Genomic DNA, 25,746 nt, shown 5'->3' on the forward strand with positions numbered 1-25,746 from the left:
CGGGAGCGCGAGGAACGGGGCTGTCCCAGCTTGTCAGCGACCAGGGCCGGTGTGACCCCTGCGGACGGGGCTCGTCACCCCGCGGGGGGAGCCTTCGGCGCGGTACCGGCCGGGCCGGCCCAAAGGTCGTCGACCCGCATCTCCATCGGCGCGGTGGCCGAGCCGGACAGGAACGCCGCCACGCCGACCCCGCCGGGGCCCTGCAGGGCCGCGGTGCTGTCGCTGGCGGTGGTCTGCCAGGCAGCCGGCTCCGGGGTGCCCTGCAGCCAGGCCTTGGCGTTCAGCACGGTGGTCCCGCTGCCGGTGGCCTCCAGGCGGACCAGCAGCGAGGCACCCGGGCGGTAGGTCACCCCGGCCAGCTCGACGGCGGTCAGCTTGGTCTCCTTGCCGGCCTCGAGCCGGGACAGGCCCAGCACGACCTTGCCGGTGGAGGTGACCTTGACCGAGGCGCGGTAGTCCGCAGCGGTCACCCGGCGGGCGGCCAGGTAGCCGTAGGCGCCACCGCCGGTCGGCATGGCGTCCAGGGAGAACGCCGTCTGCACGGCCACGTCGCCGGCCTGCACCCCGGTCAGGTACGCCGAGGTCGACGCCCCGACGGCCAGCCGCAGGCGGCCAACGCCGTCGGCCACCGACGCCGGGCCGGCCATCGTCCAGGCGCCGCCCACGTCGGCGGTGCCCAGACCCTCGGCCACCGCGCGGCCGAAGGCGTCCGCCGCCAGGGGCGGGGCCTCGGTGCCGGGGTCGGGCTGGGGCGCCGGCGCGGACACGGTCACGGCGCGGGTGACGGTCCCGGTGGCACCGTCGTCGTCGGTCACGGTCAGGCACACCTGGTAGGTGCCCGCCGCCGCGTAGGTGTGCGACGCCGTCCGCCCGGTGGCGGTCCGGCCGTCGCCGAAGTCCCACGCGTAGCCGGCCACCGAGCCGTCCTGGTCGGCCGAGGCCGACCCGTCGACCGAGACCGACAGGCCGGACGTCACCGGCTGGAAGGCCGCCGTCGGGGCCAGGTTGGCCGGCTCGGCACCGTTCGGCCCGGACCCGGAGGCACCGGCCCACAGGTCGTCGACGCGCACGTCCAGCGGTGCGGTCGCCGAGCCGGACAGGAACGCCGCCACGCCGACCCCGCCGGGGCCCTGGAGGGCCGCGGTGCTGTCACTGGCGGTGGTCTGCCAGTCGGCCGGCTCGGGCGTGCCCTGCAGCCAGGCCTTGGCGTTGAGCACGGTCGTCCCGGTGCCCGCCGCGTCGAGGCGGACCAGCAGCGACCCACCCGCCTTGTAGGTCACCCCGGCGAGCTCGACGGCGGTCAGCTTGGTCTCCTGGCCGGCCACCAGCCGGGACAGGCCCAGCACGACCTTGCCGGTGGAGGTGACCTTGACCGACGCCCGGTAGTCCGCAGCCGTCATCCGCCGCGCGGCGAGGTAGCCGTAGGCACCGCCGCCGGTGGGCATGGCCTCCGTGGAAAACGCCGCCTGCACCGCCACGTCCGTGCTGGACACCGCGGTCAGGTAGGCCGAGGTCGACGAGCCAGGCGTCAGCCGCAGGCGGCCCACGCCGTCGGCCACCGCTGCCGGGCCGGCCATCTTCCAGGCACCGCCGACGTCGGCGGTGCCCAGACCGTCGGTCACCGTGCGGCCGAACGCGTCGGACGCGATGGCCGGCGGGGCCGTGGAGTCGCTGACCGCGATCGTCTGCGTCACCGTCGAGGGCACACCGTCGTCGTCGGTGACCGTGAGGGTCACCGCGTAGGAGCCGGCCTTGGCGTAGGTGTGCGACGCCGTCCTGCCGGTGCCGGTCCGCCCGTCACCGAACTCCCACGCCCAGGAGACGACCGACCCGTCGGAGTCCGACGAGGTGGAGCCGTCGAAGTCGACGGCCAGCCCGGTGCCCGAGCTGCCGAAGGCAGCCGTCGGCGCCACGTTGGGCGTGGCCGACACCGTCACGGAGGCCGTCGTCTGGGCGGTGGCGCCCCGGTCGTCGGTCACCGTCAGCGTCACCGGGTACGTGCCCGGCGCCGCGTAGGTGCGGCTGGCCTTGACCCCGGTGCCGGTCGAGCCGTCCCCGAAGTTCCAGGCGTAGGTCCGCACGGTGCCGTCGGCGTCCCGGGAGGTGGCGCCGTCGAAGGCCACCGTGAGGCCCGAGGTCGCCGAGGTGAACGCGGCGGTCGGGGGCAGGTTGCCGGTCGACCCGGTCGTGCCGAGCCGGTAGTGCGAGGCGACCTGGGAGGCCGACAGCGCCTTCGGGTAGAGGGCGACCTCGTCCATCCGGCCGGCCATGTGGGTGCCACCGGACCAGCTGGTGTCACCGCCCAGCCGCCAGTAGCCGTAGGAGTTGTGCTGCGCCTGCGTCGTGTCGGTGCGCGTGCCGACCAGCGCGCCGTCGACGTAGAGCGACTGCCCGCTCTTGCTCAGGCTGACGACGACGTGGTGCCAGCGGCCGTCGTTGTAGGCCCGGGAGGTGGTGATCGTCCGGTTCTCCGACGGCCAGACGCCGAAGGTCAGCCGCCCGTTCACATCCATGTAGACGATCCGGTCGTGGTGGGTGCTCAGCGTCGAGCTGTTCGAGTTGCCGAAGCCGAACATGCGCCCGCCCGTGCGGGTCGAGGTCTGGAACCACATCTCCGCGCTGAACTCCTGCGGAGCGCCGATCGGCGTCTGGGTGGCCAGGAACCCGTCGGTCCGCCCGTTGAAGGAGACGGCGGTGTCGGAGTCGCCGGCGATGGCGCCGCCCACCCCGGCGGTGACGCCGGCGTTCAGCGGCAGGTCCATGCCGCCGGCCTGGTCGTACGCCGTGCTGCCGGACCGCTCGCCGAGCGTCCAGTGCGTGATGGCGCCGTCGGCCCGGACGAGCTCGGTGTAGGGCCGGGTCGTGCCGCCGCCGGTGGCGACGTCCACGGAGGTCCAGGCGGTGCTGGCCTCGTTGCCGGCCGGGTCGGAGACGGTGACGCGGTAGGTGTGCGTGCCCGCCGCGACCTTGCGGTCGGTCCAGCCGAGCATCGCCCGGTTCCACCACTCCGACGGGCGGGTGAGGGTGGCGACCGGCGCGGAGGTGTCGCCGTCGCGGTACACCCGGTAGGTCAGGTTCTCGTTGTCCATGTCGTGCGCGGCCAGCCAGGCCACGCGCACGGTGCCGGCGCCGAGCACGGTCGCAGTCGCTGCAGCGCGGTCGAAGGTCGGGCCGACCTTGTTCGGGGCGATGGTCGGCGAGGCGAACCGGACCAGGCCCTCCTGGGCGGTGCCGTTCACCTTCGGGAACTCACCGGCGTAGACGACGTAGGAGTCGTTGCCGGTGACCGACCAGCCGGCCTGGTACTGCTTCGTGACGGTCCCCGCGGTGAAGCTGGGGAACCACGGGAGCACCGCCGGCGCCGGCTGCTTGCGGACGTTGGTCTCGGTGCTGTTGCGCAGCGTGACCTCGCCGACCATCCCGACGGCGGTGCGGCTGACGGCCGTGCCGTACTTGAAGATCTGGGGGTCGTACTCCTTGAAGGAGCCGATGTTCGAGCAGTTGTGCGCGTGGGTCGCCTGGTACACCACGCCGCCGGTGGCGAACGCGGAGTAGGTGTCACCGCGGCAGTCGTTGAACCACTGCACCCGGCCGCCGTTGGCGTCGGCCGCGAAGGTGCCCTCGAGGTTGCCCGGCCCGAAGTAGTCGTAGCCGGTGCCGTAGACGGTCGTGCCGTCGGTGCTCAGGCTGTAGATCGCGGAGTTGACGCCCTGGTTGGTGATCAGCTGGTTGACCGCGAACGTGCGCGTCGCGCCCGAGACGGGGTCGAGGGCGCCGACGCCGGTGGACCGGACGCCGTTCAGGGTGTGGAACCGGCCGGAGGCCACGACCTGCGAGCCGCCGCCGGTCACCACGAGGGCGAAGACGTCGGTGCTGGTGTTCTTGTTGCCGTCGCGGTTGCCGGTGGTGGGGCCGACCCCGGGCACGGGCGCCCAGGGCAGCAGCGCACCGTTGGCGGCCGAGACCGCGGCCAGGCGGCTGCGGCTCACCGAGCCGACGGCGGTCAGGCTGCCGCCCAGGTACACGGTGCTGTTCGTCGCGGCGATCGCCCGCACCTGCCCGGTGACGGCCGGCCGGAACTCCGGGACGAGCGCGCCGGTCGCGGTGCTGTAGGCGGCGACCCGGCTGCGGGCCTGGCCGTCGGCGCGGGTGAAGTCACCGCCGACGTAGATCCGCGAGCCGTCCGGGGAGGCGGCGACGACGCGCGCCTGGCCGTTGAGGTCGGGGGCGAAGCTGCGGACCAGCGCACCGGTCCGGATGTCGTAGGCCAGCAGGTTGTTGCGGACCGTCTCCTGCGTCCCGGGAGCGGCCCCGGCCGGGCGGGCCGTGGAGAAGCTGCCGGCGACGTAGACGGTGTTGCCGACGACGACCTGGGACCAGGCGACGCCGTTGATCTGCACGGTGGGCAGCGGGTCGGCGGTGACCGTGGTCGGCGTGGCCGGGTTGCGCGGGTCCAGCGGCGCGGAGTCGGCACGCGCGGCGGTGGGGGCCAGACCCCCCAGCACCCCTGCGAAGAGCAGCAGACCCAACAGCCCCGCCAGGAGCCTCCTCGGCGACAGCTCGACCCGTGCAGACATTCGTGTTCCCCCGCTCGCGCACACATGGCACCGGCGTCCATCCACCGGCCGGTGAACACTAGGCGTGACCGAACACGCTGCGTGATCCCCCGAAGGTGTGATCAGCGCAGGTCAGCGGCACGACACGCGTAAAAAGTGACTATGCGTAGCCGCTCGCGCAGGGTGCGGTGAACGACGAGCGGGGCCCCAGCAGATGCTGGGACCCCGCTCGGGTGAGAACCTGCCGGCCTGCGTCAGCCGGCGGACCCCCTGAAGACGAGGAACGGTGCGCCGGCCTGGTAGCCGACCTGGATGGTCACCGCGTCACGCGCACCTTCGGGCACGGTGAACACGTAGGTGCCCTCCCGGTCCTCGCCGGCGGGGACCGAGCCGGAGAACGGGCTCCGCGACGGGTCGTCGAGCGGGGAGGCCGGCGTCAGGTCCTCGCCGTAGGCCAGGTCGACCGCCACGGCGTCCAGCGAGACCGGCGCACCGGTCCCGTTCTCGATGCGCACGGTGACCCGCAGGGCCGGACCGGCGATGTTGCCGGGGCCGACCGCGGTACCCTCGATCGCCTCGATACCGGTGACCTCCGCGGTGATCCCGTTCCCGACCGCGGCCGTCTCGTCCAGGCCGACGGCGTCCAGGGACGGCGGGGCCTCGTCGACGACGTCGGTGGGACCGGCCGGCTCCGGGGTCGGGGGCGCCGGGGGCTGGGTCCACGGCGAGGTCGACGTGGCCGAGGCCTCCGACGCGCGGTCGCCGTCGCCGCCCGGCCACAGGGCCCAGCCCAGCAGCAGGGCGAGGACGGCACCCGCGACGGCGGCGGCGGCCAGCAGCCGGCGTCGCCCGGGGGCCGGGGCCCCGCCGGAGGGAGCGTTCGGTCCGGTCATGCGGTCAGCCGTCCCATCTCGTTGAACCACCTGACCACGGCGAGGGCCAGGTAGGCGGCGGTGGCAGCGAACAGGAAGCCGTAGACGCCCAGGAAGACCGCGGGCGCCCCGAGGAGCACGAAGACCCAGCACAGCAGGCCGTAGTCGGTGGGCACGACCAGGAGCGAGCGCAGCACGCTCGGCCGGCCCGCGTCCGCGGTGGACCGGGTCCGCACCCCGTGCTGGGTCCGGAGGGCCTCGTTCAGGAGGGTCGCGAAGAAGTGGACGACGGCCACGACGGCGAAGCCGAGCGGCAGGAGCAGCAGGGCACCGCGGTCGACGGTCTCGAAGCGGTAGAGCCCGACCAGGACGGCGAGGTGCAGCGTCACGGTCTTGACCGCGTCGACCATGTGGTCGAGCCACTCCCCGGCCGGGGACCCGCCCCCGCGCAGACGGGCCAGCTGGCCGTCCGCGGCGTCGAGCGCGTAGCCGAGGGCCAGGCAGGCGGTGACCGCCGCACCGAGCGCCCACGACGGCGGGACGAGGGCGAGCAGCGCGATCCCGGTGAAGGTGGCGACGGCGCTGACCCCGGTCACCGCGTTCGGGGTCAGCCGGGCGTGGAAGGCCAGCGCGGCGAGGACCCGGCCGGCCCGGCGGTTCACGAACCGCGAGTAGGCCGGGGCGCCCTGCGCACCCTTCTGCGCGGCGGCCAGGCGGCCGATGGTCGTCCGGAGGCTCTCGGTCGCGGCCGACGGCGGCCGGGCGGTACCGGCGACGGTCACTGCTGGGCGCCCGGGAAGGGGATGGCGTCCGGCGCCGGGCGCCGGCCGGCGACCTCGCGGTCCTCCGCCGCCCGCGGGAAGGGCACCGGGGCGGGCACCGACGTCGGGGGCGGGAAGCGCCGGCCGGAGGGACGCCGGCTCGGCACGTGCCGGCCGGCCAGCCGGCGGGCGAGCTGCTCGTAGCCCGCGGCGACGTCGTCCCAGTCGTAGCCCTTGGCCAGCTCGCGCGCCCGCAGGCCCGCCCGCCGCACCGACCGGGGGTCGGCCTCGGCGGCGTCCACGAGCGCCGCGACGTCGGCGGGGCTGCCGAAGTACCGGCCCGAGTCCGCGACGACCTCGCGGTTGAAGTCGACGTCGTAGGCCAGGACGGCGGTGCCGGCACCGATCGCCCGCAGGAGCGAGGGGTTGGTGCCGCCCACGGAGTGGCCGTGCAGGTAGGTGTAGGCGTGCGCGTACAGCTGGTCGAGCTGCTCCTGGTCCCAGACGCCGCCGAGGAAGCGCACCCGGTCGTCGGCCAGCCGGTGCACCCGGGCGGTGTAGGCGTCGGAGTAGGGGGCCGAGCCGACCACGACCAGCGGCTTGGTGGCACCGCTGCGGCGGTAGCCGTCCACGATCACGTCGACGTGGTTCTCCGGCTCGAACCGGGCGACGGCCAGGTGGTAGCCGCCGGGCTCGAGCCCGAGCTCGACGAGCTTCTCGGTACTCGGGTCGATCACCGGCGCGCCGTAGGCCAGCAGCGTGGTGGGCACGCCGAACTCCGACCGGTAGTAGTCGGCGATCCCCTGGGCGTCGGCGATGAGCGCGTCCGACCAGCGGACGGCCAGCGACTCGGCCATGCGGTAGTAGCGCTGGCCGATCGGGCCCCACTTCGCCCGCTTCCACTCCAGCCCGTCGACGTGCGTGGCGAACGGGATGCGCGCGGCACGGAGGGCGGGGAGCAGCGGGGCGTTGGCGGCGTTGAAGACGAACGCTGCGTCCGTGCGGTGGGCCAGCAGGTGCGCCACCGAGAGCGCCGAGTGGCTCAGCGTCTCCAGGGACCGCTTGCGGGCCGCGGGCAGGTGGACCAGCTCCATGCCCAGGTGCGTGGACGGCCGGTCCTGGCCCGGGACGGTCCGGCAGTAGACGACGACCCGGTGCCCCCGGTCGGCGAGCCGACGGCCGACCTCCTCGACGGCGGTCTCGAAGCCGCCGTACCGAGCGGGAACACCGCGCGTGCCCACCATGGCGATCCGCATGGCGCCTCCGTCCGTTCCTGTGGGCCCCGGCCCGCCCACCGCTGCGGCGGGCGTCCAGAGGCGCTCTCACCAGGAGCTTCGCCGATCCGGCGCTCGCCGGTACCGATCCCCGGGCGGCCGTGACCCGTGCGAGTGACGCCCGGGAGGGTCAGGTCAGTACGCCCCGGAACGGGAGAGGACGGCCCGCCCGGTCTTCCAGAGGATCAGCACGTCCAGGGCCATCGACCAGTTCTCCACGTAGCGGAGGTCGAGGCGCACGGACTCCTCCCAGGAGAGGTCGCTGCGGCCGGAGATCTGCCACAGACCGGTGAGCCCGGGCTTCACCAGCAGCCGGCGGCTCACCGAGCGGTCGTAGCGGGCGACCTCCGCCGGGAGCGGCGGACGAGGGCCGACCAGCGACATGGAGCCGCCGAGCACGTTGAGCAGCTGCGGCAGCTCGTCGAGGGAGAGCCGGCGGAGCAGCCGGCCCACCGGCGTCACCCGCGGGTCGGCGCGGAGCTTGAAGAGCAGCCCGTCGGAGATGTTGTCGGCCCGGAGGGCGTCCAGCTGCCGGTCGGCGTCGACGACCATGCTGCGGAACTTCAGCATCGTGAACGTGCGCCCGTTGAGCCCCACCCGCTCCTGGCGGTAGAGCACCGGTCCCGCGCTGGTGAACCGGACGGCGGCGGCGATGACCAGCAGCGCCGGGGCGAGCACCAGCAGCGCCAGGGCGGCCACCGCACGGTCCACCCCGCCCTTGACGACCCGCCGCCAGCCCTCGAAGCACGGCTCCTCGACCGACAGCAGCGGCAGCCCCTCGAAGGGCCGGATGTGCAGCCGCGGGCCGGCGACCTCGATCAGGCCGGGGGCCACGAGCAGCTCGATGCCGGTGCCCTCGAGCTGCCAGGACAGCTCCCGGAGGTACTGCGCGGCGGTCTCGCTGGCCGAGGTGACGGCGATCGTGTCCGCGTCGTGCGACTCGGCGAGGGCCAGCACGTCGTCGAGCCCGCCGACGGGCACGCCGGCCCGCTCGGCGACCCGGATGCGGTCGGCCGGGGTCACGGCGGCCGCGACGACCTCCAGGCCCGCGTACTGCTGGCGCTGCAGCCGGGTGACCAGCTCCAGCACGGCTCCGCCGCGGCCCACGACGACGACCTTCTTCGTGCACCGCCCCTGCGCCCGGAGCCTGCGCAGCCGGGTGCGCGCCGCGTACCGGACGAGCAGGCTGACCGCGGTCAGCACGGGGATGGCGACGACGACGAGCGCGCGGCTCAGCTCCAGGGCGGCCGCGTAGGACAGGAAGCTGGCCATGGCCAGGAGGAGGAAGCCCGCGCGGGCGACCCGGCGGTACTCGTCGCTGCCGGTGCCGTACGCCCGCTCGGCGTAGGCGCCGGTGCACCCGAGGAGCACGGGCCAGGCGACGACCAGGGCCAGGGCCGCCCAGAACAGGACCGTGCTGGGGCCCGCCGGGGTCGTGCGGGCGACCAGGACCGCGGCGCCGGCGGCCGCCGCCGCCAGCGTCTCCACCGAGACCAGCGCGACGGTGTAGGAGCGAACCCAGGACGGGGCGGAGCGACGCGCGAGCGACCGCGGGCGCGGCAGGGCGACGGCGGTGGACGCTGCCGGTGCCCCCGGCAGGATCACCGCCCCGTTGCTCGCCTGCTGGCGGTCGAGAAGCATGCGTCCCCCCGGAGCGAAGCTACGCAGCGTAGTCGCCCGATGCCCGAGCCGGAGGACCCGAGCCTGTGAGCAGCGACTTCACGCTACCTAGTGGTGCTGATTCGCGGCAACACTCACAGAGAGTCAGCAGAACCGTCAATGCGGAGCGTCACGCTTCACCCGTTCGGACCGCGCGGTCCGCCCCGGACGGGTCAGCTGCGGGGGTGCACCTGGTTCTGGGCGGCCTCGAGGCCCGAGGTGAGCAGCAGCTCGGTGGCGTCGGCGGCCTCGACCAGGAGCAGGTCGAGCTCCTTGCGCTCGGTGGACGAGAAGTCCTTGAGGACGAAGTCGGCGGGGTCCTGCCGGCCGGGCGGGCGGCCGATCCCCACGCGCACCCGCAGGTAGTCCTTGGTGCCGGTGCTCCGGCTGATCGAGCGCAGGCCGTTGTGCCCGCCCTCGCCGCCCCCGCGCTTGAGCCGGACGGCGGAGAAGGGGATGTCGAGCTCGTCGTGGAGCACGACCAGCTGCTCGGGCGGCAGCTTGTGGTAGTCGAGGAGGCCGCGCACCGGCCCGCCGGACTCGTTCATGTAGGTCAGCGGCTGGGCCAGCACGACGCGGCGCCCGGCCAGCCGGCCCTCGCCGGAGACGGCCCGCGCACGGGCGCCCTTCCCGGGGGCGAGCTTGATCCCGGCCCGGCGCGCCAGCTCCTCGAGGACCATCGCGCCCACGTTGTGCCGGTTGCCGGCGTAGCCCGGCCCGGGGTTGCCCAGCCCGACGACCAGGAACGGCCCCTCCGGCGCCGGGGACGCCGCAGGGGCGCCGGCGGTGCCGGCGCCCCTGTGGCTCGTGCTCTCGGTCAGCGGATGCCTCAGCCGTTGTCGGCGGACTTCTCCGCCGAGTCCATCGACTCGCCGCTGCCCTGGTCCTGCGGCTCGGGGACGACGTCGCCCTGGCCGGTGCCCTCGGCAGCCTCGTCGGACTCCTCGCGCTCGATACCGGCCTCGGCCTCGGCCTGCTCCAGCTCGGCCTCGAGGGCCTCGGCGCTGGGCGCCGCCATCAGGTTGACGACGAGGGCCTCGGGGTCGGTGATCAGCGTCGCGCCCTGGGGCAGGGTCAGCGCACCGGCGGTGACGCCCTCACCGGCGGCGCGGCCGGTGACGTCGACCTCGATCGACTCGGGGATGGCGGTGGCCAGGGCCTCGACCGAGACGGTGTTCAGCTCGATGCTCACGAGGACGTCGGCCGTGGTGTCGCCGACGGTCAGCACCGGCACGTCCACGGTGACCTTCTCGCCGCGGCGGACGATGACCAGGTCGACGTGCTCGTGCACGCGGGTCAGCGGGTCGCGCTGCACGGCCTTGGTCAGGGCGAGCTGCTCCTTGCCGTCGAGGACGACGGTCAGCAGCACGTTGGAGCCGCCGTTGCGCAGCGCCGCGGCGAACTCGCGGGCGGGCAGCGACAGGTGGACGACGTCCTGGCCGTGCCCGTACAGGACGGCGGGGACGCGGCCGGCACGGCGGGTGCGACGGGCGCTGCCCTTGCCGAACTCGGTGCGGGTCTCGGCTTCGAGGCGGTAGTCAGCCACGGTGGTGTGCTCCTCAGGAGGTGATTCGGTCTGCGGGCCGGCGACCGGCGCAGCACACCTCGCGGGGCACACGCACGTCGATCACGGAGTCGGATGGACCGCTCCCTCGCCGGGCAACGCGGCCCACGATACGCGATCCGCCGCGGCCGCCCTCCGGGGACCCGCGGCGCGGGGGGCGAGGGCGGCCCTGCGCCTAGCTCTCGCCGCCGAAGAGGCTCGTGACCGAGCCGTCCTCGAAGACCGCCTTGATCGCCTGGGCCAGCAGCGGGGCGATGGAGAGCACGGTGAGCTTGTCGAACTGGCGCGCCGGCTCGATGGGCAGCGTGTTGGTGATCAGCACCTCGCTGACCCGGCTGTTCTTGAGCCGGTCGACCGCGGGGCCGGACAGCACGCCGTGGGTGGCGGCGATGACGACGTCGGCCGCGCCCTGCGCGAAGAGGGTGTCGGCGGCCTTCACGATCGTGCCGCCGGTGTCGATCATGTCGTCGACCAGGATGCAGACCCGGCCCTCGACCTCGCCGACGACGCGGTTGGCCACGACCTCGTTGGGGCGCGTCACGTCGCGGGTCTTGTGGATGAAGGCCAGCGGCGTGCCGCCGAGCTTGTCGCTCCAGCGCTCCGACACCCGGACCCGGCCGGCGTCCGGGGAGACGACGGTCAGGTCGCAGTGCCCCCACTTGCGCTTGACCTCGTCGACCAGCAGGTCCATCGCGAAGAGGTGGTCGACGGGGCCGTCGAAGAAGCCCTGGATCTGCGCGGTGTGCAGGTCGACGGCCATGAGGCGGTCGGCCCCGGCGGTCTTGAACAGGTCCGCGACCAGCCGGGCGGAGATCGGCTCGCGGCCGCGGTGCTTCTTGTCCTGCCGCGCGTACGGGAAGAACGGGGCGACGACGGTGATCCGCTTGGCCGAGGCGCGCTTGAGCGCGTCGACCATGATCAGCTGCTCCATGAGCCAGGTGTTGATGGGCGCCGTGTGGCTCTGCACCACGAAGGCGTCGCAGCCGCGCACCGACTCCTCGAAGCGCACGAACAGCTCGCCGTTGGCGAACTCGTACGAGGCGGTGGGGGTCGGCGTGACGCCGAGGTGGCCGGCGATCTCGTCGGTCAGCGCCGGGTAGGCCCGACCGGAGAAGAGCATCAGGCTCTTGTTCGTCGTCTGCCGGATCGCACTCATCGGCTTCGCGTATCCCTAGCTGTCGTGGTCCGCACGGGAGGGACCGGACGACTCCTCCCGGGGTGCCCCGGCCTGGTTCTCGGCCGCTTCCGCGGCCTGCGCAGCGGGCGAACCGGGCCGTCGGCGACGTACCCAGCCTGCCACATTGCGCTGCTGCGCCCGAGCGACGGCCATCGCCCCGGGGGGCACGTCGGAGGTGATGACCGACCCTGCGGCGGTGTAGGCGCCATCCCCCACGGTGACCGGCGCCACGAACATGTTGTCGGCACCGGTGCGGGCGTGGTCGCCGATCGTGGTGTGGTGCTTGGCCACGCCGTCGTAGTTCACGAAGACCGTGGCCGCCCCGATGTTGGTGCCGCGGCCGATCGTCACGTCGCCCACGTAGGACAGGTGCGGGATCTTCGACCCCTCCCCGACCTGCGCGTTCTTGGTCTCGACGAACGTCCCGACCTTCGCGCCGGCACCGAGGTCGGTCCCGGGCCGGAGGTAGGCGAAGGGGCCGACGGAGACCTGCGGGCCGACCCGTGCGCCGACGGCGTGGGCGCGCACCACCGACGCCCCCTCCCCCACCTCGGTGTCGACCAGCGTGGTGTCCGGCCCCACGTGGGCAGCGTCACCGACGGAGGTCATCCCTTGGAGGTGCGTGCCCGGCTCGAGGACGGCGTCGCGGCCGACGGTGACGGTCACGTCGACCCACGTCGTCAGCGGGTCGACGACGGTGACGCCGCTGCGCATCAGCTCGTCGAGGACCCGGTCGTTGAGGGTGCGGCGGCGGGCGGCGAGCTCGACGCGGTCGTTGCAGCCCAGGACGTCGTCGGGGTCCTCGGCGATCACGCCGCCGACCCGGGCGCCGTCCCCGACCAGCAGGCCCAGGACGTCGGTGAAGTAGAGCTCGCCCTGGTCGTTGTCGGCGTCGATCCGGCCGAGGGCGGACCGGACGGCGGCGGCGTCGCCGACGTAGACCCCGGCGTTGATCTCGCGGATCGCGCGCTGCTCCTCGGTGGCGTCGCGCTGCTCGACGATGGCCCGGACGGACCCGTCGGCGTCGCGGACGATCCGGCCCAGCCCGGTGGGGTCCTCGACCTCGGCGGTGAGGACGGTGAGCGCGTTCCCCTGGCGGAGGTGCTCGTCCACGAGCCGCACGACGGTCGACTGCCGCAGGAGCGGGGCGTCCCCGTTGACCAGCAGGACCGGCCCGGTGAGGTCCGGGACGGCGGCGAGGGCGACCGCGGCGGCGTGCCCCGACCCGCGCTGCTCCTCCTGCACCACGGGCAGGGCCTCCGGGGCCACCTGGGCCAGGTGGTCGCGCACGGCCTCCCTGCCCGCGCCGACCACCACGACGGTGACGCCGGCCGCCAGCGGCGACGCGGCGGCCAGGACGTGGCCGAGCATGCTGCGCCCGCCGAGCGGGTGCAGGACCTTGGGGGTGGCGGAGCGCATGCGGGTCCCCTGGCCCGCGGCGAGGACCACGACGGCGGCCACCGTCGGCGCGGCGGGGGTGGGGACCGGCTGGGCGTGGGTCACGGAACTCCTCGGTCGGCGTCGGCGCGGTGCTCGCTGGGGGACTCGGACTCGAACCGAGACTGCACGGCTCCAAAGGCCGGCGGGCTGCCGATTACCCCATCCCCCATCCCCGGGCCCGCGGGCGGCCCGGGGGCGCCGGACCGGCCGGCGCTCCCCGCGAGCCTAGGGCCCGCCGGTGGCCGGGGCACCCGCCCGGCGCCGGGTGGCGTGCGGTGGCGACCCGGCCGGGTCGCCGTCCGCCCTACGGTGCCGTAGGTTACGGCCACGCAGCCGGGCCCGACGTGCGCCCGCCGTTCCCCCCGTCGGTCGCCCCCGGAGGCCCCTTGTCCGCTCCTGCTCGTACCCGGCCCACGTCTCCTCCGCGCCACGCCGCGCCGCACGCCGGGCTGCCGGCCAACGCGATCGGCCGGCGCAAGAGCGTGCTGGAGATCGTCACCCTCTACGTCATCGTGGTCGTGCCGTTCCTCGCCCTGGCGGCGGTGGTCCCGGCCGTCTGGGGCTGGGGGCTCTCCTGGCTGGACGTGGGGCTGGCGGTCGGCTTTTACTTCTTCACCCTGCTCGGCGTGACGGTGGGCTACCACCGCTACTTCACGCACGGCTCCTTCAAGGCCAAGCGCCCGCTGCGGCTGACCCTGGCCGTGGCCGGGTCGATGGCCATCCAGGGCCCGGTCGTGCAGTGGGTCGCCGACCACCGGCGGCACCACGCCTTCTCCGACCGGGACGGCGACCCGCACTCCCCGTGGCGGTACGGCACGGACCTGCGCTCGCTGCTCAAGGGCATGTTCCACGCGCACCTGGGCTGGCTGTTCGAGCGGCGCAAGACGAACATGGAGCGCTACGCGCCGGACCTGCTGAAGGACGCCGCGCTGGTCCGCACGGACAAGATGTTCGTCGTCTGGGCCGGCATCAGCCTGTTCCTGCCGGCCGTCATCGGCGGGCTGGTGACGGCGAGCTGGGCCGGCGCCTGGACGGCCTTCTTCTGGGCCGGCCTCGTGCGCATCGCCCTGCTGCACCACGTGACCTGGTCGATCAACTCCGTCTGCCACGTGGTCGGCGACCGGCCGTTCGTCTCCCCCGGCCGTGACCGCGCGACGAACTTCTGGCCGCTGGCGATCCTCAGCGCCGGCGAGTCGTGGCACAACCTGCACCACGCGGACCCGACGTGCGCCCGCCACGGCGTGCTGCGCGGGCAGATCGACATCAGCGCGCGCGTGATCTGGGCCTTCGAGAAGCTCGGCTGGGCCTGGAACGTCAAGTGGCCCGACCCGGTGCGGCTCGCCGCCAAGCGGCGGGTCCCCGCCTCAGCCGCGAGCTGAGCATCCCGGCACCGAACGAGCGGCCGGCCGGAGCGAACGCTCCGGCCGGCCGCTCGCGCGTGCGCATGTCTGGGCCGGAGCGCCGCCGCCAGCTGCTGGACGTCGGCCGCGGGGTCTTCGCCAGCAAGGGCTTCGACGCCACGTCGGTCGAGGAGATCGCCGCGCGGGCGGAGGTGAGCAAGCCGGTCGTCTACGAGCACTTCGGCGGCAAGGAGGGCCTGCACGCCGACGTCGTCGACCGCGAGATGCGCCGGCTGCTCGAGCGGTTCACCACGGCGCTGTCCGAGCCCGGGCACCCGCGCGAGCTGCTCGAGCGGGCCGCCCTGGTGCTCCTGGACTACATCGAGGAGGACACCGACGGCTTCCGGGTGCTGACCCGGGACGCGCCCGTCACCAGCGGAGCAGGGCCGTTCGGCTCGCTCCTCGGCGAGGTGGCCCGCAAGGTCGAGCACATCCTCGAGGCCCACTTCGCCGAGCGCGGGTACCCCGTGGGCCTCGCCGGGCTCTACAGCCAGGCGCTGGTGGGGATGGTCGCGCTCACCGGCCAGTGGTGGCTGGACACGCGCTCCCCCGGCAAGCGCGAGGTCGCCGCCCACCTGGTCGGCCTGGCCTACGACGGCCTGTCGCACCTCGGCCCGCGGACGGGCTGACCCTGCCGCCTAGGCGACGAGGCGGGCGCCGGGCACCGGCCCGCTGACGGCCCGCACGGTGCGGAAGACCCCCACGCCGGCCAGCTCAGCGGCGAGCCGCACGGCCGCCGCCTCGTCGCGGGCCAGCGCCGCCACGGTCGGCCCGGAGCCGCTCACCAGCGCAGCGAGGGCGCCCGCGTCGGTCGCCGCCCGCAGGGCGCGGCGGAGGTCGGGCCGCAGGGCCAGCGCCGGCGCCTGCAGGTCGTTCGCCAGCGCCCCGGCGAGGTCGGTCGGCGAGGTCCCGCGCAGGGCGGCGACCACCGGCTCCGCGGGCGCCGGCCCGGCCACCTCCGGCAGCGCGCCGGAGGCCCGCATCCGGTCCAGCTCGCCGTAGACGGCGGGCGTGGACAGCCCCTCGCCGGCGATGCCCAGCACCCAGTGCGACCGCCCGCCGGCGAGGACGGGTGACACCTGCTCGCCGCGTCCGGTGCCGAGGGCCACCCCGCCGACCAGGCTGAAGGGCACGTCGCTGCCGAGCCGGGCGGCGAGGGCCAGCAGGTCCTCGCGGGCCGCCCGCGTCCCCCAGAAGGCGTCCAGGGCCACCAGCGCGGCGGCCGCGTCGGCACTGCCCCCGGCGAGACCGGCGGCCACCGGGATGGTCTTCGCGACGTCCAGCGCGGCGTCGGCGGGGACGCCGGCCTGCTCGGCCAGCAGCTCGGCGGCGCGCCAGACGAGGTTGGACCGGTCCCCCGGCACCGCGCCCGGGCCGCCGGCGACGCCGGTCCCCTCGCCGGAGACGGTCAGCGACAGGCCCTCGCCGGGCCGGACGCTGACCGTGTCGAACAGCGACACCGCCAGGTAGACCGTGTGCAGCTCGTGGAACCCGTCCTCGCGCAGCGGGCCGACGCCCAGGTGGACGTTGACCTTCGCGGGCGCCCGGGCGACGACGACGGTCACGCCGGCACCGGGTCGGTGGCCGCCAGCCGGGCGAAGTCGGTGACCGACAGCTGCTCGCCCCGCGCCGAGGGGTCGATGCCGGCCGCCCGGAGCCGCGCCTCCGCCGCCGCCGGGCTCCCGGCCCAGCGGGCCAGGGCGGCGCGGAGGCTCTTGCGGCGCATGGCGAAGGCGGCGTCGGTCACGGCGAAGGTGGCCCGCCGGTCGCCCGGCGGCGGTGGCCGGCGGACGAGCGACACCAGGCCGGAGTCGACGTTCGGCTCGGGCCAGAAGACCCGCCGGCCCACGTTGCCCGCGCGCCGGACCTCGCCGTACCAGGCGGCCTTGACCGAGGGGATGCCGTACGCGTCGCTCCCCGGGGCCGCCGCGAGCCGCTCGGCGACCTCCGCCTGCACGAGGATCAGCGCGCTGCCCAGCGTCGGCAGCAGCTCCAGCAGGTGCAGGAGCACCGGGACGGCGACGTTGTACGGGAGGTTGGCCACCAGCGCGGTGGGCGCCGGGCCCGGCAGCTCGGTCACCCGCAGCGCGTCGGCCTCCACGACGGTCAGCCGGTCGGCCAGGTCGGGACGGCGGGCCGCCACCGTGGCCGGCAGCAGCGCCGCCAGGCGGGGGTCAATCTCCACGGCGGTCACGCGCGCGGCGGCGGGCAGCAGGCCGAGGGTGAGAGAGCCCAGGCCCGGGCCGACCTCGAGCACGACGTCGTCCGGCCGCACGCCGGCCGTGCGGACGATCCGCCGGATGGTGTTGGCGTCGTGGAGGAAGTTCTGCCCGAGGGTCTTGGTGGGACGCAGGTCGAGCTGCTGGGCCAGCTCGCGGATCGCGGCCGGTCCCAGCAGCCCGTCGGCCTGCTCAGGCGGGGTGCTCAGCGCGGGAGGCCGAGCTTCTTGGCGCACCCGGGCCACGCGCCGTACCCGCCGCTCTTGGCCACGACCTTCTCGGCGATCGCGATCTGCTGCTCGCGGCTGTTCTGGTGGGGCAGCCCCTGGCCGCCGTAGGCAGCCCAGGTGCCGGGGTTGAACTGGAGCCCGCCGTAGTACCCGTTGCCGGTGTTGATGGCCCAGTTGCCACCCGCCTCGCACTTGGCGAGCCGGTCCCAGACCCCACCGTCGGCGACCACGGGGCGGGGCTTGGTGCCCACGGTGACGTGCTCGTCGACGGGCTTCTTCGTGACGGTGCTCGCCACCTGCTCGCGGGCGGTCTCGCGGCCGTCGACCACGGTCACGCGCCAGGTCGTCCGTTGCTCGCCGTCGACGCCCTCCTGGGTGACCTTCTCCTCGCCCTGGAACGCGGCGTCGTCCTTGGTCTCCACCCGGCCGTGCGCGACGGCGGTGGTCTCCGTGACGTCCGAGACCTGGACCCGGGTGACCTGCAGGCGCATGCGGTGCAGCAGCGCCTGCTCCAGGCGGAGGCTGGTGCGGTCGGTCGCGCTGAGCGCGATCCCCTGCTCGGCGAGCAGGTCGCCGGCGGTGGCCGCCGTGGTGACCACGACCCGCTCCTGGCCGTCGGCGACGAGGACGATCTCCTTGGGGGTCGTGACCGTGAGCTGCATGCCCTCCAGCGGCAGGCGCTCGCTGCGGCTGGCCGAGACGACCATGCCCTCGCCGCGCAGGCCGAGCTGCTCGAGCGCGTCCTCGACGGAGAGCGCGGTGACCTGGACCTCGCGCGTGACGCCGTCGATGGTCAGGCTGAGCGGCCGGGCGCGGTTGAGCACCACGGCGTCGCCGTCGCCCAGCGGGGCGTCGGGCGCCGGAAGCACCACGTCGTGCGCGGTGAGGGTCAGGCCCTCGTCCTCCAGCACGTCGCCCACCGTGTCGGCGTAGGTGCCGACGTCGCGGGTCTGCCCGTCCACGGTGAGGGTGACGGACTTCTGGGCGATGAAGAAGGCCAGCGTCCCGCCCACCAGTCCGACGAGGACGAGGGCGAAGAGGCTGAGCTGCAGGGAGCGGCGCACGACACTTCCAGTGGTCACAGAGCCCGGGCAGGAGGGCGACGCCGGCGCTCGGAAGCGCGGCGGTCACCGGTCCCGACCCAGGGGCCCGTGCGCCCGGGACCAGGTCCAGGAGCGCTCGTCGCCACCCGGGTCGTGCTCCATCCCGGCTGTCGGTCACGACACGATAACGAACACGCTGCGCGAGGCAACGGTCCACGACGAGTGAAGCAGGACCCGGTCAGTGCGCTCCGTGGGCGCGCCGGTGCAGGGTGTGACCGCCGTGCCGGATGGGGCGGGTGTGGCACATGGTCAACGGCCCTCGAAGGCGGTGACGAAGCCCACGGTGTGCCGCGGCCGCTCCCGGGCAGGGAAGCCGGCCGGTCAGGACGCGAGAGCCGGCGCGGAGGACCGTACCGGCCGCAGCCAGCTCACCAGGAAGCCGGCCACCGCGAGGCCGGCGGCGAGTGCGGAGAAGCCGCCGGCGACCAGCGCCACGGGCAGCACGTCGAGCCCCTCGCTCACCCGGTCGCCGAGGTCGATGCCGGCCCACAGGAGCAGGGTGCCCAGGGGCAGGAGCGCCGTGACGCTCGCCGCCGCCGTCACCAGGTGGGCGGTCCAGGTGCGCAGCGCCTCGTCCACGGGCACGTCAGCCCCCGCCGCGGGCATCGGCCGCACCAGCGCCCGGGCCAGCGCGACCTCGGCGGCGAGCCAGGCGGCCACCGGCACGGCGACGACGGCGGGCGCGGCCGGCCCCGTGAGGTCACCGCCGTCCCACATCAGGTAGGCGGCGACGAGCTCACCGGCGACCACGAGCCGCATCGTCCACACCAGCCAGGCCGAGATCTGCTCGCCCTGCCGGGGGCGCCGGGCCGGCGACGTCAGCTCCCAGCGCGGCCGGGGGCGGGTGGCCTCGGCGAGCAGGACGCCGGCCAGCAGCCCGACCGCGAGGGCGGGCACCCAGAGGAAGACCGAGGCCTCGGCGAACATGACGACGCTGCCCACGATGCCGGCGATGCCCAGCAGGAGCCCCGCCCGCCGCCAGCGCCGTCCGTGCGCGGCCTGCCGGCGGAGGGTGTCCAGCCCCTCGGGGGTCGGCTCGACCAGCTCGACGGCTCCCCCGGCGACAGCCCGCCGACCCGACGCCAGGCCCCATGCACGGGCCAGCAGCACCCCCGGCACGAGTAGGGCGACGAACAGGACGACGGCGATGAAGCGACCCACGTCGCTAGTGTCCCCCTGCTTCGTGGGAGAGGGGCGTCACGCGTCCTTCTCCCAGGCGCCGAAGACCCGCTCGGCGTTCGCGGTCAGGGTGGCGCACAGCTCGGTGAGCCCGGTCCCGGTCACCTCCGCCAGCGCCCGCACGGTGTGCGGGACCAGGCGGGAGCCGTTGGGCCGGCCGCGGTGCGGCACCGGCGTCAGGAAGGGCGAGTCGGTCTCCACCAGCAGCTGCCCGGGCGGGGTGAGCGCCGCGGCCTCGCGCAGGTAGCCGGCGTTGCCGAACGTCAGAGTGCCGGCGAAGGAGAGCACGTAGCCGCGCTCCACGCAGGCCTTGGCGAAGACGGCGTCACCGGAGAAGCAGTGGAAGACGGTGTGCTCCGGAGCGCCCTCGTCCTCCAGCACCCGGAGGATCTCCTCGTGCGCGTCGCGGTCGTGGATGACCAGCGCGACGCCGCGCTCCTTGGCGATGCGGATGTGGGCGCGGAAGGACGCCTCCTGCGCGGCCCACCCCTCCTCGCCGGTGCGGAAGCGGTCCAGCCCGGTCTCCCCCACCGCGCGCACCCGCGGCTGCGCGGCCAGCCGGTCGATCTCGGCCAGCGCGTCGTCGGTCGCCCTGCCCGCCCCGGCCTCGTTCGGGTGCAGCGCCACGGCCGCCAGCACGTTCGGGTGCCGCTCGGCCAGCGCCGCCGACCAGCGCGACGACGCGACGTCCACACCGACCTGCACGAGCCGGGTCACGTTCACCGCCGCGGCGGCCGCGATCTCGGCGTCGACGGCCTTGTCGGAGGCCCACTCGCCGTGCTCGTCGTCGGCCGGCCGCTCGCCCAGGACGATGTCGAGGTGCGTGTGGCTGTCCAGGGCGGGCGCCGGGAGGGGCTCCGGGGACGGCGGCGGCTCGCCCCGGCGGTTCGCGCGGGAGGACGCCGACCGGCTCACGCGGTGCCCTCGAGACGGGCCAGCTCCTCCTCGACCACCGACTCGTCGAGCTTCTTGAAGATCGGCGTCGGCGGGGCCAGCGGCGTACCCGAGGGCAGCGGCCGGGAGGCCCAGACCGCCTGGCCGGCGTCGTAGTCGCCGGTGATGATCGGGTACGGCGAGCCGTCGTCCAGGTCCTCGGTCTCCACGATCCGGGGGGCCGGCGACCAGACGCCGGTCCCGCCGAGCGCCTCGTGCACCTTCTGCGCGGAGTGCGGGAGGAACGGGGTGAGCAGCGTGTTGCAGTCGCTGATCGCCTGCAGCGCCGTGTGCAGCACGGTGTCCCGGCGGGCCGGGTCCTCCTTGAGCTTCCACGGCGCCTGGTCCGACAGGTACTTGTTGGCCTCCGACACCACCCGCATCGCCTCGGTGGCCGCGGCCTTCTGCCGGTTGCGGGCCAACAGGTCGCCGATCGGCCCGAAGGCGCTCCGCGTCGTCTCCAGCAGCGCGCGGTCGGCGTCGGTCAGGTCCCCCGGCGTCGGGACGGCGCCGACGTTCTTGGCGGCCATCGAGATGCTCCGGTTGACCAGGTTGCCCCAGCCGGCGACCAGCTCGTCGTTGTTGCGGCGGCGGAACTCCGACCAGGTGAAGTCGGTGTCCTGGTTCTCCGGCCCGGCGACGGCGATGAAGTAGCGCAGCGCGTCGGCGTCGTAGCGGGCGAGGAAGTCGCGCACGTAGATGACGATCTGCCGGCTGCTGGAGAACTTCTTGCCCTCCATGGTCAGGAACTCGCTGGAGACGACCTCGGTCGGCAGGTTGAGCCGGCCGAGCGAGCCGGGTGTGCCGCCCTTGTCGCCCTCGCCGTTGTAGCCGAGCAGCTGGGCGGGCCAGATCTCGGAGTGGAAGACGATGTTGTCCTTGCCCATGAAGTAGTAGGCGTCGGAGTCGGGCGACTGCCACCACTGCCGCCAGGCCTCGGGGTCGCCCGAGCGGCGGGCCCACTCGATCGACGCCGACAGGTAGCCGACGACGGCGTCGAACCACACGTAGATGCGCTTGTCGTTGCGGTCGCGCCAGCCGTCCAGCGGGACCTTGACGCCCCAGTCGATGTCGCGGGTGTAGCTGCGCGGCTTGAGGTCCTTCAGCAGGTTCACGCTGAAGTTGAGGACGTTCGGCCGCCAGCTGTTGCGCGTGGCCAGCCAGTCGCCGAGCGCACGGGTGAACGCCGGCAGGTCGAGGAAGTAGTGCTCCTCCTCCACGAACTTCGGCGTCTCGCCGTTGATCTTGCTGACCGGGTTGACCAGGTCGATCGGGTCCAGCTGGTTGCCACAGTTGTCGCACTGGTCGCCGCGGGCGCCGTCGTAGCCGCAGATGGGGCAGGTGCCCTCGATGTAGCGGTCGGGCAGGGTCCGGCCGGTCGACGGGCTGATCGCGCCGAGCGTCGTCCTCGGGAAGACGTAGCCGTTCTTCAGCAGGCCGAGGAAGATCTCCTGGCTGGTCTGCGCGTGGTTGACCGTCGTGGTGCGGGTGAAGAGGTCGTAGCTCAGCCCGAGGCTGGCCAGGTCGTTGACGATGACCCGGTTGTTGCGGTCGGCGATCTGCCGCGGCGTGATGCCCTCGGCGTCGGCGGCGACCGTGATCGGGGTGCCGTGCTCGTCGGTGCCGCTGACCATGAGGACCTTGTCCCCGGCCATGCGGTGGTAGCGGCTGAAGACGTCGGAGGGGACGCCGAACCCGGAGACGTGGCCGATGTGCCGCGGCCCGTTCGCGTAGGGCCAGGCGACTGCGGTCAGGATGTGCCGATCACTCACGGCACGAGCCTAGGCGGGCCGGCTCGTGCAGGCCGACCCGCGCCCCGATCAGGGGTGGTAGACGACGCTCGACAGGGGGCTCTCCGGGCTGGGGTCGACCGGGGTGAGCACGGCCAGGCCGGCCAGGCCCAGGCCGATGACGCCCAGGGTCAGGGTGCACAGCGCCCGGTGCGCCACCGCGGGGTCCGGACGGCGCAGCCGCGGCCGCGGCCCCTGCGCCACCCAGCGGCGGGTGGTGACGGCGTCGGCGAGGAGCAGCTTGGCGACCGGCAGGGCGACGGCGCCGGCGAAGGCGACCGGGGCCGGCAGGCCGAGGGTCAGCGCCTCCGGGAGCGGGGAGAAGACGGCGACGACGCCGGCCAGCGCGACGACCGACAGCTCCACCGACGCGGTGCCGACCAGCAGCCGCCGGCTCGAGCCGTCGACCAGCGCGGCACCGCCACCGGCGGCCAGCACGATCCAGGCGGCCAGCGCCACGACGCCGCCGACGACCAGCAGCCCGGCCGGGCGCACGGGGGACGCCAGCACGCCGTCGATCTGCGTGAGCCCGGTCGCGAGCAGGCCGACGGCCTGCAGGACCGACAGCAGGCCGGCGAGCAGCGCGGGAGCGGGCACGCGGCGCAGGGCCTGCCCGGCGTCGGCGCCGTCCGCGGTCGCGGCCGGCCGCTGCGTGCGGACGGACGGCGGCGCGACGGTGTCGCGGACGTCGAGGACGCTGATCGCCACGAAGAACTCTCCCTGACCGGCGGATGGTGTCTCCGGTCAGGACGGGAGGTCGCGCGCCCGACCTGAGCGCCGGGCGCGCGACCCTCACCCCTCGGGGTGAGGCGGCTCAGCTCGCCGTGCTCGACGTCTCCTCGGCGGCGCGGGCCCTGCCCACCCGGCTGTGGGACCGGCCGTAGACGAAGTACGCGCCGATGCCGATGGCCATCCAGACCAGGAACCGGCCCCACGTCTCGGCCGGGAGGTTGAGCATCAGCCAGAGGCAGGCGACCGCCGAGACGATCGGGAGCACCGGGGAGAACGGCACCCGGAAGGACCGGGGCAGGTCCGGCCGCGTCCGCCGCAGGATGACGACGCCGAGCGAGACGAGCAGGAAGGCGAAGAGCGTGCCGATGTTCACCAGCTCGGCGAGGACGTCGAGCGGCACCGCGCCGGCCAGCACGGCGACGAAGAGGCCGGTGCCGATGGTGATCCGGTACGGGGTGCCGTAGGTCGGGTGCACCTTGGCCATCCCCGGCGGCAGGAGCCGGTCGCGGCTCATGGCGAACAGCACCCGCGACTGGCCGAGCATCAGGATCATCACGACCGACGTCAGGCCCGCGAGCGCGCCCAGGGAGATGAGCCCGGAGAAGACCGGCATCCCCTGCGCGGAGAACGCGTTGGCCAGCGGCGCCTCGGTGCTCAGCTCGGTGTAGTTCTGCATGCCGACGACGACCAGCGACACCGCCACGTAGAGCACCGTGCAGATCAGCAGCGAGCCGATGATGCCGCGGGGCAGGTCCCGCTTGGGGTCCTTGGTCTCCTCGGCGGCGGTCGCGACGATGTCGAAGCCGATGAAGGCGAAGAACACGATGCTGGCACCGGCGATGACGCCACCCCAGCCGAAGGTGCCCTGGGCGAAGCCGAGCAGCTCGACCAGCGGGCTGTGCCAGCCGGTGTCGCCCTCCGCGGCCGGCTGGGCCGGCGGGACGAACGGCGAGTAGTTGTCGGCGGAGAGGTGGAACACGCCGACGGCGATGACCAGCAGGACGATCGCGACCTTGATCGCGACGATCACCGCGGTGACCCGCGAGGAGAGCTTGATGCCCAGGACCAGGACCGCGGTCATCGCCAGCACGATCGCGACCGCCGGGACGTCGACGGGAGCGTCGTCCCCGGCGATCGCGCTCGGGAGCTCCAGCCCCAGGTCGCTGAGCAGCTGGCCCAGGTAGCCCGACCAGCCGACCGCGACGGTGGCCGCGCCCAGCGCCAGCTCCAGGACCAGGTCCCACCCGATGATCCAGGCCAGGAACTCGCCGAAGGTCGCGTAGGAGAACGTGTAGGCCGAGCCGGCGACCGGCACCGTGGAGGCGAACTCGGCGTAGCAGAGCGCGGCCAGCCCGCAGACGATGCCGGCGATCACGAACGACACGGAGACCGCCGGGCCGGCCTGCTCCTTGGCGACCACACCGGTGAGCACGAAGATGCCCGTCCCGATGATCACGCCGACGCCGAACACGGTGAGGTCCAGGCCCGACAGGTTCTTCCGGAGCCGGTGCTCGGGCTCGTCGGTGTCCCGGATGGACTCCTCCACCGACTTGATGCGGTGGGTGGTGCCGGCCACGGGGTCCTCCTCGTCCGGCCGGCCGGAGCCGGCGTCCAGTGTCCCCGGAAGCGTGGCACGGGCGGCGGGGGGCCGCACGCCTACGCTGCCTCCGTCCCGATCCCCACGAGGAGGTGCCCGCGATGACCGCAGGTGAGACGCCGCCGGCCGCCCCGCTCGAGCTGCCGTCGGACGGGGGTCTCGACGGGCCGCCCACGCTGCGCCCGCGCCCGGCCGGCCGCCAGCGCCGCGCCCCCACCCGGCGCCCCGACGTGGACGCCGTCGTCGACTGCGCGGTCTACGTCGACGGCCGCCGGCAGGAGCCCGTCACGCCGGAGGACGCGCTGCGCGTCGCCCGCGAGCGCGGCGGCTACGTCTGGCTCGGGCTGTACGCCCCGACCGAGGACGAGCTGGGCGCGATCGCCGAGCGGTACGACCTGCACCCGCTGGCCGTCGAGGACGCCGTCTACGCCCACCAGCGCCCCAAGCTCGAGCGGTACGACGACGCGCTGTTCATGGTGCTCAAGACCGCGACGTACGTGGAGCACGAGGAGCTGACCGCGACCAGCGAGGTGGTCGACACCGGCGAGGTCATGGTCTTCCTCGGCGAGCACTACGTCATCACCGTGCGGCACGGCGAGCACAGCCCGCTGACCGACCTGCGGCACCGGCTCGAGGAGCAGCGGGAGCTGCTGTGCCTCGGCTCGTCGGCGGTGCTCTACGCCGTCGCCGACCTCGTCGTCGACACCTTCGTGGAGGTCACCGGCCTGGTGGAGGAGGACGTCGACGAGCTGGAGGCCTCGGTCTTCAGCCCGGAGCGGACCGACGACATCGGGCGGCTCTACCAGCTGAAGCGGGAGCTCATGGCGCTGCGGCGGGCGGTGTCCCCGCTGGAGGTGCCGCTGCAGAAGCTGGCCGAGCGCCCGGTCGACGTCGTCCCCGACACGATGCGCTCCTACTTCCGCGACGTCCTCGACCACGCGATCCGGGTGCGCGACCAGGTCAACGGCCTCGACGAGCTGCTGACCTCGATCCTGCAGGCCTCGCTGGCGCGGACGTCGATGGCCGACAACGAGGACATGCGGAAGATCTCGGCGTGGGCGGGCATCATCGCCGTCCCGACCGCGATCGCCGGGATCTACGGCATGAACTTCGAGCACATGCCGGAGCTGGGGTGGCGCTACGGCTACCTCATGGTGTGGCTGGTCATCGTCGGCGCCTGCTTCTTCCTCTACCGCGGCTTCAAGCGCAACGGCTGGCTCTGACGCCTCGACTGTGCGCTGGTCCACGTCATCGCGCCCA

General features: G+C 74.3%; 20 protein-coding genes and 1 tRNA gene. 3 read left to right on the forward strand and 18 right to left on the reverse strand.

What is annotated here, in order from left to right:
• Positions 1-74: 74 nt before the first annotated feature.
• The 10 genes from E4P43_RS03660 to E4P43_RS03705 all read right to left on the reverse strand — a co-directional run bounded on the left by E4P43_RS03660 (position 75) and on the right by E4P43_RS03705 (position 13,472).
• Entirely contained in the window at positions 75-4,577 is a 4,503-nt protein-coding gene (locus E4P43_RS03660) for a PKD domain-containing protein (protein WP_135144076.1), read from the reverse strand.
• 233 nt (positions 4,578-4,810) lie between these two features.
• A complete protein-coding gene (locus E4P43_RS03665) occupies positions 4,811-5,449 on the reverse strand; it encodes a hypothetical protein (protein ID WP_135144077.1) in 639 nt (212 codons plus the stop codon).
• Positions 5,446-6,210: a CDP-alcohol phosphatidyltransferase family protein gene (locus E4P43_RS03670; RefSeq protein ID WP_135144078.1), complete on the reverse strand. Its 765-nt coding sequence runs from the start codon at positions 6,208-6,210 to the stop codon at positions 5,446-5,448. Before E4P43_RS03670 ends, E4P43_RS03665 begins: the two co-directional genes overlap by 4 nt.
• Positions 6,207-7,445, reverse strand: a complete 1,239-nt coding sequence (locus tag E4P43_RS03675; RefSeq protein WP_135144079.1) for a DUF1972 domain-containing protein — start codon at positions 7,443-7,445, stop codon at positions 6,207-6,209. Before E4P43_RS03675 ends, E4P43_RS03670 begins: the two co-directional genes overlap by 4 nt.
• Before the next feature lie 153 nt (positions 7,446-7,598).
• Positions 7,599-9,104, reverse strand: coding sequence for a sugar transferase (locus E4P43_RS03680; RefSeq protein ID WP_135144080.1), 1,506 nt, complete (start codon positions 9,102-9,104; stop codon positions 7,599-7,601).
• 191 nt (positions 9,105-9,295) lie between these two features.
• Positions 9,296-9,865: an aminoacyl-tRNA hydrolase gene (pth, locus tag E4P43_RS03685; RefSeq protein ID WP_245158927.1), complete on the reverse strand. Its 570-nt coding sequence runs from the start codon at positions 9,863-9,865 to the stop codon at positions 9,296-9,298.
• 86 nt (positions 9,866-9,951) lie between these two features.
• Complete coding sequence (locus E4P43_RS03690; RefSeq protein WP_135144082.1) at positions 9,952-10,668, reverse strand: 50S ribosomal protein L25/general stress protein Ctc; 717 nt, start codon at positions 10,666-10,668, stop codon at positions 9,952-9,954.
• A 193-nt stretch (positions 10,669-10,861) separates the two neighbouring features.
• The gene (locus E4P43_RS03695) at positions 10,862-11,842 is read right to left on the reverse strand and encodes a ribose-phosphate diphosphokinase (protein WP_135144083.1); all 981 of its coding nucleotides are present in this window, start codon (positions 11,840-11,842) and stop codon (positions 10,862-10,864) included.
• 15 nt (positions 11,843-11,857) lie between these two features.
• Positions 11,858-13,366, reverse strand: a complete 1,509-nt coding sequence (gene glmU / locus E4P43_RS03700; RefSeq protein ID WP_245158920.1) for a bifunctional UDP-N-acetylglucosamine diphosphorylase/glucosamine-1-phosphate N-acetyltransferase GlmU — start codon at positions 13,364-13,366, stop codon at positions 11,858-11,860.
• Between the two features lie 33 nt (positions 13,367-13,399).
• A tRNA-Gln gene (locus E4P43_RS03705) sits at positions 13,400-13,472 on the reverse strand.
• Between the two features lie 217 nt (positions 13,473-13,689).
• Between E4P43_RS03705 and E4P43_RS03710 the strand changes: the two genes are divergently transcribed.
• Both E4P43_RS03710 and E4P43_RS03715 read left to right on the forward strand, forming a co-directional pair.
• Complete coding sequence (locus E4P43_RS03710; protein ID WP_135144084.1) at positions 13,690-14,682, forward strand: acyl-CoA desaturase; 993 nt, start codon at positions 13,690-13,692, stop codon at positions 14,680-14,682.
• Positions 14,683-14,747: 65 nt separating this feature from the next.
• Positions 14,748-15,332, forward strand: coding sequence for a TetR/AcrR family transcriptional regulator (locus E4P43_RS03715; protein ID WP_135144085.1), 585 nt, complete (start codon positions 14,748-14,750; stop codon positions 15,330-15,332).
• 9 nt (positions 15,333-15,341) lie between these two features.
• On the opposite strand, the gene E4P43_RS03720 is transcribed toward E4P43_RS03715, so the two are convergent.
• The 8 genes from E4P43_RS03720 to E4P43_RS03755 form a co-directional block, all read right to left on the reverse strand.
• The gene (locus E4P43_RS03720) at positions 15,342-16,268 is read right to left on the reverse strand and encodes a 4-(cytidine 5'-diphospho)-2-C-methyl-D-erythritol kinase (RefSeq protein ID WP_135144086.1); all 927 of its coding nucleotides are present in this window, start codon (positions 16,266-16,268) and stop codon (positions 15,342-15,344) included.
• Positions 16,265-17,158, reverse strand: a complete 894-nt coding sequence (rsmA, locus tag E4P43_RS03725; protein WP_209313707.1) for a 16S rRNA (adenine(1518)-N(6)/adenine(1519)-N(6))-dimethyltransferase RsmA — start codon at positions 17,156-17,158, stop codon at positions 16,265-16,267. The genes E4P43_RS03720 and rsmA overlap by 4 nt, the downstream gene beginning before the upstream one ends.
• The gene (locus tag E4P43_RS20755) at positions 17,128-18,216 is read right to left on the reverse strand and encodes a resuscitation-promoting factor (RefSeq protein WP_135144087.1); all 1,089 of its coding nucleotides are present in this window, start codon (positions 18,214-18,216) and stop codon (positions 17,128-17,130) included. Before E4P43_RS20755 ends, rsmA begins: the two co-directional genes overlap by 31 nt.
• Before the next feature lie 360 nt (positions 18,217-18,576).
• Positions 18,577-19,416 (reverse strand): hypothetical protein, encoded by an 840-nt coding sequence (locus E4P43_RS03735; RefSeq protein WP_135144088.1) that lies wholly within the window; start codon positions 19,414-19,416, stop codon positions 18,577-18,579.
• A 36-nt stretch (positions 19,417-19,452) separates the two neighbouring features.
• Positions 19,453-20,349, reverse strand: a complete 897-nt coding sequence (locus tag E4P43_RS03740; protein ID WP_135144089.1) for a TatD family hydrolase — start codon at positions 20,347-20,349, stop codon at positions 19,453-19,455.
• Entirely contained in the window at positions 20,346-22,139 is a 1,794-nt protein-coding gene (metG, locus tag E4P43_RS03745) for a methionine--tRNA ligase (RefSeq protein ID WP_135144090.1), read from the reverse strand. The genes E4P43_RS03740 and metG overlap by 4 nt, the downstream gene beginning before the upstream one ends.
• Positions 22,140-22,187: 48 nt before the next feature.
• Positions 22,188-22,865, reverse strand: coding sequence for a hypothetical protein (locus E4P43_RS03750; RefSeq protein ID WP_135144091.1), 678 nt, complete (start codon positions 22,863-22,865; stop codon positions 22,188-22,190).
• A gap of 106 nt (positions 22,866-22,971) precedes the next feature.
• Entirely contained in the window at positions 22,972-24,465 is a 1,494-nt protein-coding gene (locus E4P43_RS03755; protein ID WP_135144092.1) for an amino acid permease, read from the reverse strand.
• Positions 24,466-24,587: 122 nt separating this feature from the next.
• On the opposite strand from E4P43_RS03755, the gene corA reads away from it, so the two are divergent.
• Entirely contained in the window at positions 24,588-25,709 is a 1,122-nt protein-coding gene (gene corA, locus E4P43_RS03760; protein ID WP_135144093.1) for a magnesium/cobalt transporter CorA, read from the forward strand.
• Positions 25,710-25,746 lie beyond the last annotated feature (37 nt).

The sequence above is a fragment of the Blastococcus sp. TF02A-35 genome (genome assembly GCF_004571075.1).
Lineage (GTDB): Bacteria > Actinomycetota > Actinomycetes > Mycobacteriales > Geodermatophilaceae > Blastococcus.